The 12743-nt window shown below is 68.3% G+C and carries 12 protein-coding genes; 11 read left to right on the plus strand and 1 reads right to left on the minus strand.

What is annotated here, in order from left to right; genetic code table 11:
- Positions 1–135: 135 nt before the first annotated feature.
- The 11 genes from J5J86_RS15495 to J5J86_RS15545 all read left to right on the plus strand — a co-directional run bounded on the left by J5J86_RS15495 (position 136) and on the right by J5J86_RS15545 (position 11610).
- Positions 136–1014, plus strand: a complete 879-nt coding sequence (locus J5J86_RS15495) for an FAD binding domain-containing protein (RefSeq protein ID WP_209099529.1) — start codon at positions 136–138, stop codon at positions 1012–1014.
- On the plus strand, positions 1011–1610 hold the full coding sequence (locus J5J86_RS15500) for a (2Fe-2S)-binding protein (RefSeq protein ID WP_209099531.1): 600 nt from the start codon (positions 1011–1013) through the stop codon (positions 1608–1610). Before J5J86_RS15495 ends, J5J86_RS15500 begins: the two co-directional genes overlap by 4 nt.
- Complete coding sequence (locus J5J86_RS15505) at positions 1607–4018, plus strand: xanthine dehydrogenase family protein molybdopterin-binding subunit (protein WP_209099533.1); 2412 nt, start codon at positions 1607–1609, stop codon at positions 4016–4018. Before J5J86_RS15500 ends, J5J86_RS15505 begins: the two co-directional genes overlap by 4 nt.
- Positions 4015–4980, plus strand: a complete 966-nt coding sequence (locus tag J5J86_RS15510) for an amidohydrolase family protein (protein ID WP_209099535.1) — start codon at positions 4015–4017, stop codon at positions 4978–4980. Before J5J86_RS15505 ends, J5J86_RS15510 begins: the two co-directional genes overlap by 4 nt.
- 13 nt (positions 4981–4993) lie before the next feature.
- Entirely contained in the window at positions 4994–5464 is a 471-nt protein-coding gene (locus J5J86_RS15515; protein WP_209099537.1) for an SRPBCC family protein, read from the plus strand.
- Positions 5461–6279, plus strand: a complete 819-nt coding sequence (pcaD, locus tag J5J86_RS15520; RefSeq protein ID WP_209099539.1) for a 3-oxoadipate enol-lactonase — start codon at positions 5461–5463, stop codon at positions 6277–6279. The genes J5J86_RS15515 and pcaD overlap by 4 nt, the downstream gene beginning before the upstream one ends.
- 28 nt (positions 6280–6307) lie before the next feature.
- Positions 6308–7282: an ABC transporter substrate-binding protein gene (locus J5J86_RS15525; RefSeq protein WP_209099541.1), complete on the plus strand. Its 975-nt coding sequence runs from the start codon at positions 6308–6310 to the stop codon at positions 7280–7282.
- Positions 7279–8088, plus strand: a complete 810-nt coding sequence (locus tag J5J86_RS15530) for an ABC transporter permease (RefSeq protein WP_209099543.1) — start codon at positions 7279–7281, stop codon at positions 8086–8088. Before J5J86_RS15525 ends, J5J86_RS15530 begins: the two co-directional genes overlap by 4 nt.
- Entirely contained in the window at positions 8085–8861 is a 777-nt protein-coding gene (locus J5J86_RS15535; protein WP_209099545.1) for an ABC transporter ATP-binding protein, read from the plus strand. Before J5J86_RS15530 ends, J5J86_RS15535 begins: the two co-directional genes overlap by 4 nt.
- 30 nt (positions 8862–8891) lie before the next feature.
- Positions 8892–9869 (plus strand): ABC transporter substrate-binding protein, encoded by a 978-nt coding sequence (locus J5J86_RS15540; protein WP_209099547.1) that lies wholly within the window; start codon positions 8892–8894, stop codon positions 9867–9869.
- Positions 9870–9984: 115 nt separating this feature from the next.
- Positions 9985–11610, plus strand: a complete 1626-nt coding sequence (locus J5J86_RS15545; protein WP_209099549.1) for a UbiD family decarboxylase — start codon at positions 9985–9987, stop codon at positions 11608–11610.
- A gap of 62 nt (positions 11611–11672) precedes the next feature.
- On the opposite strand, the gene J5J86_RS15550 is transcribed toward J5J86_RS15545, so the two are convergent.
- Complete coding sequence (locus tag J5J86_RS15550) at positions 11673–12668, minus strand: Bug family tripartite tricarboxylate transporter substrate binding protein (protein ID WP_209099551.1); 996 nt, start codon at positions 12666–12668, stop codon at positions 11673–11675.
- Positions 12669–12743: the final 75 nt, after the last annotated feature.

Consider the following 12743-nt stretch of genomic DNA (forward strand, 5'->3'; position numbering starts at 1 on the left):
TCCGGCCGGGGGACGGGATCCCTCCGGCCCCGCGCGTTCGGCCCTCTCGGGGAGGCGCCGGCATGCGTGCGCGCATTGGCTCCGCATCCGGCCCGGCCCGCCGCCCCAAGCGGCCCGCCCTTGCAGGAAGACATCATGAAACCGGCCCCCTTTCGCTATGTCCGGCCGTCCAGCGTGGAGGAGGCGTGCGCCGCCCTCGCCGCCGACGAGGATGCCCGCGTGATCGCCGGCGGGCAGACGCTGGTGCCCATGCTGGCCATGCGCCTTGCCCGTCCCTCCATCCTGGTGGATGTGGCGCGCCTGCCGAGCCTTTCCGGCATCGCCATGGCCGGTGATGCCGTGCGCATCGGCGCCACCACCCGGCAAATGGAGGCGGAACGCTCGGCCCTGGTGGCGCGCGAACTGCCCCTCCTGGCGGCGGCATTGCCTTGGGTCGGCCATCCGCCCACGCGCAATCGCGGCACGGTGGGCGGCTCCTGCGCCAATGCAGACCCGTCCGCCGAAATCCCGCTGGTTGCGGTGACGCTGGAGGCGGAATTGGAGACCGAGGAGGAGGGCGGCGGGCTGCCCCTGGCGGCGGACGATTTCTTCATCGGCCCCATGCTCACCGCCTTGCCGCCCACCGCCTTGCTCACCGCCGTGCGCTTTCCGGTCTGGCGCGACGCGCGCCTCGGCGTCGCCTTCCGCGAAATCAGCGCCCGCCGCTCCGACTTCGCCTTCGTGTCCGCCGCCTGCCAGTTGGCCCTCGACGGGGAGGGGCGCTGCACACGCCTTGCTCTGGGCATTGGCGGGGTGGGCGACCGGGCGGTGAAGCTGGATGTGGCCGGGCTCGTTGGCACGCGCCTTGAGGCCGCCCTCGTCGCCGAGGCGGTGGGGGAGGCCTGCGCGGTGCTCGACGCCACCTCCGATCTTCATGCCAGCGCCGATTATCGCCGCCGCGTCGCCCGGGTGCTGGGCGTGCGGGCGGTGGCCGATGCGCGGGCCGATGCTCAAGCCAAGGGAGACGGCCAATGAGGGTCGAACTCACCGTCAATGACAGGGTCCATGCGGTGGAGGTGGAGGCGCGCAAGAGCCTGCTCGACACCTTGCGGGAGGACCTCAAGCTCACCGGCACCCATGCGGGCTGCGAGCATGGCGTGTGCGGCGCCTGCACCGTGCTGGTGGATGGGGCGCCCGTGCGTTCCTGCCTGATGTTCGCCTGCCAGGCGGACGGGTTCGCCATCACCACCATCGAGGGGGTGGCGCCGGCGCCGGGCGAATTGTCCGTGCTCCAGGATGCCTTCTGCGAGACCCATGGCATGCAGTGCGGCTTCTGCACGCCGGGCATGGTGCTTTCCGCCCATGCCTTGCTGGAGCGGGAAGAGAACCCCACCCGCGCCGCCATCGTGGAGGCCATCTCCGGCAATATCTGCCGCTGCACCGGCTATGGGCAGATCATCGAGGCGGTGGAACTGGCCGCCGAGCGGCTGCGCCAGGCGAACACGCCCCGCACCATCGCCGCGCCGCCCTTGGGCGATCCCCATCCCGATCCCGCCGCCGGCACCGATGCGCCGGCCGAAGGCATCCTGGAAGCGGCGGATGCCGACATGCCCCATGGAGGCCAGGCATGACCGAGCTGAAGCCCCCTTTCCGCTTCGTCTCCACCAACCGCCGCGTGCGCGAGGATCGCCGCTTCGTGGCGGGGCAGGGACGCTATGTGGCGGACGTGCTCCTGGAGGGCACGCTGCATGTGGCCCTCGTCGGCGCGCGCTATCCCGCCGCCCGCATCACTGGCATTGACGCATCCGCGGCGCTCGCCATGCCCGGCGTGCATTATGTGCTCACGGGCGAGGAACTGGCCGGCGCCGTCGATCCGCTGATGAACGGCCTCGACACGCCCCATGTGCAGCGCTTTCCCCTCGCCGTGGGCCAGGCCCGCTATGCGGGGGAATGGGTGGCGGCTGTGGTGGCGGAGAGCCGAGCGCTCGCCGAGGACGCGGCCGAAAAGGTGCGCGTGAGCTACGAGCCCTTGCCCTTCCTCACCAAGGCGGAAGAGGCGCTCGACCCGGCAAGCCCGCCGGTGCATCCCGCTCACGGCTCCAACCTGCTCATGGACAAGCAATTCGTGTGGGGCGAGGTGGACCGGCATTTCGCCGAGAGCCCGCGCCATTTGTCCTTCCGCGTGACCTGGGGGCGCAATTCCACCGTTCCCATCGAGACCTTCGGCGTCACCGCCTCCTGGGACCCGTGGCGGGAGATGCTGGATGTGTGGGCGTCCATCCAGATGCCCAAATATTCCGACCAGATCTCCCGCGCCCTGCGCATCCCCACGAACAGCGTGCGCGTGCACCAGGACGTGGATGTGGGCGGCTCCTATGGGGTGAAGCGCGGCATCAAGCACACGGTGCTGGTGTCCTATCTCTCCCGCCGGCTCAACCGGCCGGTGCGCCTCATCGAGGACCGCCTCGAAAACATGCGCTCGGGCGATGCCCATGGGCCCGAGCGCATCTTCGACGTGGACGTGGCCTTCACCGACGAGGGCATCGTGCGCTCTATGAAGATGCGGGCGCTGGACAATGCGGGCGCCTACGCGGGCCGCGCGCCGTTCCAATTGGGCAAGCCCATCGGCGCCATTGTCGGGCCCTACAAGATCGAGAGTGTCGCCTATCGCGCCCAGTCGGTCACCACCAACAAGGCGGTGCAGGAGGCGGTGCGGGGCTTTGGCCAGTCGCCCACCAATTATGCCATCGAGACCGCCATCACCAAGGTGGCGCGGGCGCTCGGCCTCGACCCGGTGGAGGTGCGCCGCCGCAACTTCATCCGCAAGGAGGAGTTCCCCTATCTCATCCCCTCCGGCACCCATTATGACAGCGGCGACTACCACACGGTGGTCGATAAAGTGCTGGCCCATGTGGACTATGAGGGCCTGAAAGCCGAGCGCGACCGGCTGCGCGGCGAGGGCCTGCTGGCGGGCATCGGCATCGCCGCCTGCCTGGAGCCCTCGGGCGGCAATTCCTCCTTCGAGCCGCTGCTGAACGAGAAGAACACCACCAGCACCTGGATGGAATCCGCCCGCATCAATGTGGACGGGGTGGGCTTTGTCACCGTCACCATCCACACCACCTCGTCGGGGCAGGGGCATGAGACGCTCGCCGCCACCGTGGTGGCGGAGGTGCTCCAGATCGATCCCGACCGCATCCGCGTGGTGCGGCCCGACACGCTGGCGAGCCTGCCCTCCAATTCGCCGGTGGGCAGCCGCATGGCCATCATGATGGGCGGCGCCTGCTTCCATGCGGCGCAAAAGCTCAAGGACAAGCTGGTCCGGATCGGCGCCTTCCGCCTCGGGCTCGCCCCGGAGGCGGCGACCTATGACACCGGCGCGGTGATCGACCCGGCGAGCGGCCGGCGGCTGGAATGGGCGGACCTCGTCAATCTCGGCCACCGCCAGTTCCACCTCCTGCCCCCCGACACGGAGCCGGGGCTGGAAGCCAGCCATGTGATGCAGGTGCCCACCGGCACCAAGCTGCCGCAGGACGGCCGGGTGCAGATGTATCCCTGCCATTCCTTTGAATTCCATGTGGTTCTGGTGGCCATCGACCCGGACCTCGGCAAGCCGGAGATCCGCCGCTACGTGATCGGCCATGACTGCGGCACGGTCATCAATCCCCACATCGTCAAGGGCATGACCCTGGGCGGCATCGCCCATGGTCTCGGCGCGACGCTGCTGGAGGAGTTTGTCTATGACGACGAGGGCCAGATGCTGACCCAGTCCTTCATGGACTATCTCCTGCCCTCGTCCCACGAAATGCCGCAGGTGGAGATCGTCCACCACGTCACGCCCTCGCCCTTCACGGTGTTCGGCCAGAAGGGCTCCGGCGAGAGCGGCTATCTCGGCGCCCCCGCCGCCATTTCTGGCGCGGTGAACGATGCCGTGGCCGATCTCGGCCTGTTCTTCGACACCTTGCCCATCCGCATCTCCGCCATCAGCGACGCCGTCGCTGCGGCCCGCATCCCCGCACAAGAAGAGCACAGCGCATGATCATCGACGCCCATGCCCATCTCGTCCCCCCGACTTTGGTGGACGCCATCAAGGCGCAAGCCGATCGGTTTCCCTCCGTGCGGATCACCCCGGAAGGCGGCTTCGCCTTTGCCGGCGGCAAGCCCACGCGGCCGGTCTCCAAGGGCCTCAGCGACATTGAGGGCCGGCTGAAATGGATGGACGACAACCGCATCGACCTGCAGGTGGTGGGCGGCTGGCTCGACATCTTCGGCAATGATCTGCCGGTGGAGGAGGGCATCGCCTGGGCGCGGCTCTATAACGAACATCTGCTGGACGCCGCCAAGGCCAATCCCCGCTTCGTGCCCTTGTGCCTGGTGCCGCTCCAGGACGGCGCCCGCGCCGCCGAGGTGCTGCGCGAGGCCCATGCCCAGGGCTTCAAGGGCACCATGATCGGCACCCAGCCCAAGGGCAAGGGCGGCGTCCTCGACGATGCTTCGCTGACGCCCTTCTGGGAGGCGGCGCACGAATTGGAGATGGGGGTCGCCATCCATCCCGTGTTCGAGAGCGGCGACGACCGGGTGCACGATTATGGCATGGCGAACGCGGTCGGGCGCATCACCGACATGCTCATCACCTTCTCCCGCCTCATCTATGCGGGCCATGTGACGCGCTACAACAAGGCCAAGATCATCGCCGGAATCGGCGGCGCGGCGCTGCCTTATGTGATCGGCCGCCTGCGCCGCAATTACAGCCTCGACAAGAGCCTGGGCGATCCCGACGCCGCGCTCGCCACGCTCTATTACGACACCATCGTCCAGGACACCCGCACGCTGCGCTACCTCGCCGACATCGTCGGCGCGGACCGCATCATGATGGGTTCGGACATGCCGTTCCCCATCGGCGACCTGGAGCCGAAGAAGATCGTGGCGGAGACGTCCTTCTCCGAGGGCGAGCGCGCCTCCATCAATGGCGGGCTCGCCCAGCGCCTGCTCGGCCTGTGAGGGGGAGGGCGCCATGAAGCTCGACATTTCGGGAAGCGAGCCCATCCACACGGACGTGGAGAGCCTTTGGACGGCCCTCAATGATCCCGCCGTGCTCACCCGCTGCATCCCGGGCTGCAAGGCCATGACCGAGACGGCGCCCGACGCCTACAAGGTGGACATGCAATTGCGGGTGGCCGCCGTGGGCGGGTCCTTCGAGGGCGAGATCGCGCTCGCCGACAAGGAACCGCCCCGCACCTGCCGCATCACCGTCTCGGGCGCGGGCTCGCTCGGCCATGGCCATGGGGAAGCGCGCTTCGAGATCGTGCCGCAGGGGGACGGCACCTGCCTGCTCACCTTCCAGGGCAATGGCGAGGTGGGCGGGCTCGTGGCCGGCGTCGGCCAGCGCATTCTCGGCAGCGTCTCCAAGCATCTCATCGGCCGCTTCTTCGTCGCCCTGCGCAAGGAGTTCGAGACCGGCCAGGCGCTGGGGGCGGCGGAATGAACGCCGCCGCCAAGGCCGACATCCGCGCCATCGCAGTCGAGCCGGGCGTGCGCCTCGCGGTGCGGGTGGAGGGGAGCGAAGGCAAGCCGGCCCTCGTCTTTTCCAACTCGCTCGCCGCCGATATGAGCACCTGGGACAAGGTGGCCGCCCGCCTTGCCCCCCATGCCCGCATCGTGCGCTACGACACGCGCGGCCATGGCCGCTCCGATGTGCCGGAGGGCCCCTGCGACATCGCCCGGCTGGGGCAGGACGTGATCGCCCTCCTCGACGCCCTGCGGATCGAGAAGGCGGTGCTGTGCGGCCTGTCGCTCGGCGGGCTGACGGGGATGTGGCTGGGCGTCCATGCGCCTGACCGCATTTCGGGCCTCGTGCTCGCCAACACCGCCGCCAGCTTTCCGCCCGCCAGCATGTGGCAGGACCGGGCCAAGGCGGCGCGGGCGAGCGGGTCGGTGGCGGACCTGGTGGAACCCACCTTGTCGCGCTGGTTCACGCCTTCCTTCCGCGCTGCCCATCCCCATGAGGTGGCGCAGGTGGGGGCGGTGATCGGTGCCACCCCCGCGGCCGGCTATGCCGCCGCCTGCGAGGTGCTCGCCGCCACCGACCTGTCCGGCGACCTCTCGCGCATCGCCCTCCCCACCTGCGTGGTGGTGGGCGCGCATGATCCCTCCACGCCGCCGGCGCGCGGCGCGGAACTCCAGGCCGGCATTCCCGGCGCGCGGCTGGTGTCGCTCGACGCCGCGCATCTGAGCTGCGTGGAGGCGGCGGACGCCTTCGCCGACACCCTGATCGCGTTCCTGTCCCGCCTCGCCGCCTGAAACCAACAACAAGATCCGGAGGAAGCCCATGAACACGCTCACCGCTTTCGGCCTCGGCGCCGTTTTGGCCTTGACGTCGGTTGCCCCCTCCAGCGCCCAGGGGCTTGAGAAGCTCTCCATCGTGGTGTTCGGCGCGCCCTCCCTCGGCGCCTTCCTGCCGCCCGTCATCAAGGCCCATAAGCTCGACGAGAAGAACGGCCTCGCCATCACCTTCGACGAGCGCACCCCCGACGCCTACACGGCCCAGTTCAATTCCGGCGAATACAAGCTCGGCGGCAGCGCCGCGCTGCTGACCGTCGGCCTTGCGGACCTGCGCGGGGTGAAGGTGACCTACCTCTTCAACCTGTTCGACTTCTGGGGCGCCGTGGTCACCAGCCGCGCCGACGTGAAGACCCTGAAGGACCTGGAGGGCAAGGATCTGGCCGCCGCCAAGGGCACCACCAATTACGTGATGTTCGACTGGCTCGCCCGCCAGCAAGGCGTGGACACGTCCAAGATCGCGGTGGTCAACACGGCCACCCCCGGCCTCGTGGGCTATGCGCTCGCCGACCGCGCGGCGGCGGTGCAAGTGTGGGAGCCGGCCTATACTTCGCTGCTCGCCAAGAAGCCGACCATCCGCACCCTCGACTTGAAGATCAAGGAGAGCTGGAAGGCCTTCTCCGGCCGGACGGACATTCCTTATCTCGGCGTCGCCGCGCACACCGACTGGGCGGAGAAGAACAAGCCGCTCATCCCCAAGCTCTATGCGGCCTACAAGGAGGCGGCGCAGTGGATCGCCGCCCATCCGGACGAGGCCGCCAAGCTGATCTCGCCCAAGGGCACGGCGGACGACCAGAAGGCCATTTCCGATCTCATCAAGGCCAATGACCGCCTCGGCCTCAACGTGCGCTGGGCGGGCGACAGCAAGACCGAGATCAACGCCGTCTACGAGGCGGGCAAGAGCATCGGCTTCCTGCCGGGCAGCCCGTCCCCCGCCACCATCTATGAGGGAGCAAAGCCGTGACCGACGGAACCCTTGCGGGCACGACGCGCCCCTCGCCCGGCCTTGCCTTTCTCGGCCGGGTGGTGCGCACCGCCGCCCCCTTCGTGCTGATGGGCGTGCTCTGGCAGATCGCGTCCTATTTCTTCCCGCCCTATCTCTTCCCTTCGCTGGTGGCGGTGTTCTGGCGGTGCCTGGACATCCTCGTCCACTGGTCGCAGCTGGTGGATGTGCTGGCCACCGTCTCCCGCATTCTGGCGGGGCTTGCCGGCGCCTTCGTGATCGGCGCGGCGCTGGCGCTGATGATGGCGCGCTCCAAGGCGGTGGACGGCTTCCTCTCGCCCATCCTCACCTTCTTCCAGGGCATCCCGGCGCTGTCCTGGGTGGTGTTCGCCATCATCTGGTTCCACGGGGTGGAGTTCCGCATCTTCTTCATCATGGTGCTCACCACCTTGCCGGCCTTCACCTTCCAGGTGCTGGGCGCGCTGCGGGCCATGTCCAAGGACCTGGTGGAGATGGTGATGAGCTTTCGCCCCTCGCGGGTGAAGATCTTCAAGGTGATGATCCTGCCGGCCATCCTCCCGGAGATCCTCACCGCCTGGAAAGTCAATCTCGGCAACGCCTCGCGCGTGGTGGTGGTGGCGGAACTGGTAGGTGCCACCGGCGGCGTCGGCTACCAGCTGCTCCAGCAGCAGCAGATTTTCGACATGGCCGGCGCGCTCGCCTGGACGCTCCAGCTCGTCTTCTTCGTCCTCATCGTGCAGCACATCCTCACCCTCATCGAGACGGTGGCCTTTCGCTACCGCGCCATCTCGGAGCGCTCGCTATGAACGCCATGGACACCCGCCTCGCGCCCGGTGCCGAGATCCGCTTCGACAACGTCTCCAAGATTTTCGGCCGCTATGGGGGCAATGATCTCTTCAAGGCGGTGGATGATCTCAACCTCGACATCCGATCGGGAGAATTGGTGGCCATCCTCGGCAAGACCGGGTGCGGCAAGTCCACCATGTTCAACATGATCGCCGGCCTGCTGGAGCCGAGTGCCGGCAAGGTGGAGGTGTCCGGCCACAATCCCTTCACCGAGTTCGACTGGTTCCGCGGCAAGATCGCCATCGTGTTCCAGAACGACCGCCTCCTGCCCTGGCGCACCGCCATCCAGAACGTGGAACTGGGCCTGGAAATGCTGGACGTGCCCAAGTCCGAGCGGCGCGCCACCGCCCAGCAATGGCTCACCAAGCTGGGCCTTGCCGGCCATGAGAACGACTATCCCCACGCGCTGTCGGGGGGCATGCGCCAGCGCGTCTCCATCGCCCGCGCCTTCGCCACCAATGCCGGCATTCTCCTGTGCGACGAGCCCTTCTCCGCCCTCGACGAGATGACCGGCAACCGCCTGCGCCAGGAATTCGCGCGCCTCGTGCGGGAGAATGGCAAGACGGCGGTCTTCATCACCCATTCCATCAATGAGGCGCTGCAGATCGGCGACCGCATCGTGGTGCTCCGGCGCCCCGCCAAGATCGCCTACGACACCAAGCTTCCGCCCGACGCCGACACCGCCACCAAGGAAGCGGTGCGCGCCAAGATCCAGGCGGTGCTGGCCGAATAGCCCCACAAGAACCATCCGGAGGAACCTGCCATGGTGCGTCTGACCCGTCGATCCTTCCTGGCGGCCACGGCCGCGGCCGCGGTGGCCCGTCCGGCCCTGGTGCGGGCGGCCCAGCCGCTCAATGTCTCCCTGGTGCTGGGCAATGCCATCCACTGGGTGCAGTTCGTGGCGGTCGACAAGGGCATGTACAAGGAGGAGGGCTTCGCGCCCAGCCTCATGGCCATGCAGGGCTCCGCCTCCTCGGTGCAGATGGCGCTCTCGGGCGAATATCACCTCGCCACCTCCCAGCCGGAGACCTTCTTTGCGGCGGTGGAGCAGGGCGCCAGCGAGCTCGCCGCCCAGAGCGCGCCCATGAACAAGTGCGACTGGGTGCTGGTGGGCGCGCGGGGCGTCACCAGCCTCGACCAGATCAAGGGCCGGCAGATCGGCCTGTCGGGCCTGCGCAATTCGGAGAGCTGGCTCACCTCGCGCCTGCTGGCGCAGAAGGGGCTGCGGACGGGCGACTATTCCTTCGTCATCGCCGGCACCTCGCCCGCCAAGGTGGCGGCGCTGGAAAAGGGCGGCATTGGCGCCGCCGTGCTGTTCCAGCCGAGCGCGGAATTCGCCGTGAAGCAGGGCCTGACCCCGCTCGCGGCCTTCGAGGACCTGCGCGACTATCCCACCATCTTCTACATCTGCAAGAAGAGCTGGGCCGCTGCCGATGGAGCCGGCGCGCGCGCCGCCCGCGCCCAGGAAAAGGCCTATGCCTGGCTCTGGAACCCCGCCAACAAGGCCGAGGCGATCGGCATCCTGTCCGCCTATACGAAGCGCGACGCGGCGGTGCTGGAGCCCGTCTATGACGACTACTTCACCAAGGCGAAGATCTATTCCCGCTCCGGCCGGATCAACCTTGCGGGCGCGAAATCCGTGCTGGACGACATGGCCGAGGACGGCCAGGTCTTCAAGAGTGCCCCGCCGGTGGAGAAGTTCCTGCTCGATCCCAAGCTCGGGGGCCTGTCGGGCGCCTGACGGCGCCTGATCGAGCAGCGCCCGCCGCCCCCCATCCGTGTGCCACCTCCCCGCGCGCCCCGGTGCGCGGGCCCGGTCCTGTGCGTCCTTGCCGACGCGCCTCCAGGAGACGTCCATGCCCGCCCCCGATCGCCCCTATAACGACCTGCACGACCATCTCGACGCCCTCAGCGAGAAAGGGCTGCTCGTCACCGTCGACCGCCCCATCGACAAGGACAGCGAGATGCATCCGCTGGTGCGCTGGCAGTTCGTCGGCGGCATGGACGAGAAGGACCGCAAGGCCTTCCTCTTCACCAACATCGTCGACGGCAAGGGGCGCCGCTACGACATTCCGGTGGTGGTGGGCGCCATGGCGGCCAACCGCGCCGTCTATTCGGTGGGCATGGGCTGCGCGGTGGAGGAGATCCAGGCCAAATGGGACCACGCCATCGCCCATCCCATTCCCCCGGTGGAGGTGGAGAATGCCCCCTGCCACGAGGTGATCCATGAGGGCGAGGCGGTGCGGGGGGAGGGCAATGGCCTCGATCGGCTGCCCATCCCGGTCTCGACGCCCGGCTTCGATTCCGCCCCCACCCTCTCGGCCACCAATGTCATCACCAAGGATCCGCTCACCGGCATCCAGAACATGGGCACCTATCGCTGCGCGCTGAAGGCGCCGGACCGCATGGTGGTGCGCATGGCGACGCGCGTGGGGGGCGCGGGCGGCTACCAGCATTATCTGGCCCATCAGAAGCGGGGCGACAGGGAGATGCCCTGCGCCGTGGTGCTGGGCTGCCCGCCTTATGTCGCCTTCATGGGGCCCCAGAAGCTGCCCATCGGCGTCGATGAATTCACGGTGGCCGGCGGCCTTGCCGGCGCGCCCATCCGCGTGGTGCGCGCCCGCACCGTGCCGCTCCTGGTGCCCGCCGAGGCGGAGGTGGTGATCGAGGGCTATATCGACACCACCCGCGTGGAGCCGGAGGCGCCGTTCGGGGAATCCCACGGGCATGTGGCGCTTGAGGAATACAACATGCCCATGCGCATCACCGCCATCACCCATCGCCAGGCGGCGGTCATCCCCTCTTATATCAGCCAGGTGGCGCCATCCGAATCCTCGGTCATCAAGCGCGTCGCCTATGAGCCCCTGTTCCTCTCCCACCTGCGGGACACGCTCTCCATCCGCTCGGTCAAGAAGGTGGCGCTGCACGAGCCGCTCACTGGCCTGTTGCGCGTGACCATCATCACGCTGGAGCGGGACGCGCCGCGCACGGAAGTGTGGCGGGCGCTCTATGGCGCGGCCTTCTTCAAGGGCGATTGCGGCAAGATCTGCATCGCCGTCAATGACGACATCGAGGCGGACAATGCCGATGCCCTCCTGTGGGCCATGGCCTACCGGGCCAATCCCGTGGAGGACGTACAGACGCTGGCCCATCGCGGCCAGGGCCACGGCCCCAAGCGCGAGACCCATGGGGAGGAGGATTCCACTCTCCTGATCGATGCCACCATGAAATCCCCCATGCCGCCGCTCGCCTTGCCGAAGAAGGAATTCATGGAGCGGGCGCGGGGCATCTGGGAGGAACTGGGCCTGCCGCCGCTGCGCCCCCAGCCGCCATGGCACGGCTATACGCTCGGTGACTGGCTGCCTTATTGGGACGCGGCCGCCGCGCGCGCGGTGGCGGGCGATTACCTGGAAAATGGCCGCATCAGCCTCGCCCAGCAGAAAGAGGGGCTGAAGCCGGAAACCAAGTTCCGCCCCGGCTGAGACCGCATGAAAAAGCCGGCGCGCTGCCTTGCACCGCGCCGGCTGTCGCGAGGGCGACGCCTTCAGTCGAGCTTCACGCCGGTGGTCGCCGCCACCTTCTTCCAGCGCGCCACGTCGTCGGAAATCTGGGTGGCGAAGGCGGCGGGCGTGTTGGCGACGGGCTGCGCGCCCACGTCCAGCAATTGCTTCTTCACCTCGGGCTTGGCCACGGCTGCCGCCACCGCCTTCTGGAGGGCATCCACCATGGCCGGCGGGGTGTCGGCGGGGGCGAGCAGGCCGAACCAGCCGGAGACCTCATAGCCCGGCACCGTCTCGGCCACCGTGGGGATGTCCGGCGTGCCAGGCCAGCGCTGGGCGGTGGTCACCGCCAATGCCCGCACCTTGCCGGACTGGATGGCCGCCACCGAGGAAGGCAGATTGTCGAAGCCCACCGGAATATGGCCGCCGATCACATCCGTGAGCATGGGCGCCGCGCCCTTATAGGGCACATGGGTCATCTTGATGTCCGCCATCATCTGGAGCAGCTCCGCGCTCATATGCGGCGAGCCGCCGGCGCTGGTGGAGCCGTAATTGATCTTGCCCGGATCGGCCTTGGCCAGCGCGATCAGCTCGGCCACCGTTTTCGCCGGGAAATCCGGGTTGACGATGATCACATTGGGCGTGCTCGCCACCACGGTGATGGGGGCGAAATCCTTCACCGCATCATAGCTCAGGTCGGATTTGACCGCCGAATTGATGCCATGGGTGTTGGCGGTGCCCATGAGCAGCGTGTAGCCGTCCGGCGCCGAGCGCCCAACGGCCGAGGTGCCGATGGCCCCGCCCGCGCCGGGGCGGTTGTCCACCACGAAGGGCTGCTTGAAGGTCTCGGCCAATTGCTGGGCGATGATGCGGGCGATGATGTCCGTGGTGCCGCCCGCCGGATAGGGCACCACCAGCTTCACGGGCTTGGAGGGATAGGTCTCGGCGGCGGCCGGCAAGGCGGCGGAGGCGGTGAGCGCGAGGCCGGCGGCCAGTGCCGTGCGCAGGACGGCGCGGCGGGGCATGTGGGTGCGATCCATGAGGTTTCTTCCCGATTGTTTATGAACGAAAGCGCCGGGCTCTTGTCGGCCCGGTCGCTGGGGTGGCGCGGCCGG

It is taken from the genome of Aquabacter sp. L1I39, assembly GCF_017742835.1.
Lineage (GTDB): Bacteria > Pseudomonadota > Alphaproteobacteria > Rhizobiales > Xanthobacteraceae > L1I39.

Excerpts from the sequence above, each read along its gene's own strand:
- J5J86_RS15495 (WP_209099529.1), top strand. The coding sequence starts at position 136 with ATGAAACCGGCCCCCTTTCGCTATGTCCGGCCGTCCAGCGTGGAGGAG.
- J5J86_RS15500 (WP_209099531.1), top strand. The coding sequence starts at position 1,011 with ATGAGGGTCGAACTCACCGTCAATGACAGGGTCCATGCGGTGGAGGTG.
- J5J86_RS15505 (WP_209099533.1), top strand. The coding sequence starts at position 1,607 with ATGACCGAGCTGAAGCCCCCTTTCCGCTTCGTCTCCACCAACCGCCGC.
- J5J86_RS15510 (WP_209099535.1), top strand. The coding sequence starts at position 4,015 with ATGATCATCGACGCCCATGCCCATCTCGTCCCCCCGACTTTGGTGGAC.
- J5J86_RS15515 (WP_209099537.1), top strand. The coding sequence starts at position 4,994 with ATGAAGCTCGACATTTCGGGAAGCGAGCCCATCCACACGGACGTGGAG.
- pcaD (WP_209099539.1), top strand. The coding sequence starts at position 5,461 with ATGAACGCCGCCGCCAAGGCCGACATCCGCGCCATCGCAGTCGAGCCG.
- J5J86_RS15525 (WP_209099541.1), top strand. The coding sequence starts at position 6,308 with ATGAACACGCTCACCGCTTTCGGCCTCGGCGCCGTTTTGGCCTTGACG.
- J5J86_RS15535 (WP_209099545.1), top strand. The coding sequence starts at position 8,085 with ATGAACGCCATGGACACCCGCCTCGCGCCCGGTGCCGAGATCCGCTTC.
- J5J86_RS15540 (WP_209099547.1), top strand. The coding sequence starts at position 8,892 with ATGGTGCGTCTGACCCGTCGATCCTTCCTGGCGGCCACGGCCGCGGCC.
- J5J86_RS15545 (WP_209099549.1), top strand. The coding sequence starts at position 9,985 with ATGCCCGCCCCCGATCGCCCCTATAACGACCTGCACGACCATCTCGAC.
- J5J86_RS15550 (WP_209099551.1), bottom strand. The coding sequence starts at position 12,668 with ATGGATCGCACCCACATGCCCCGCCGCGCCGTCCTGCGCACGGCACTG.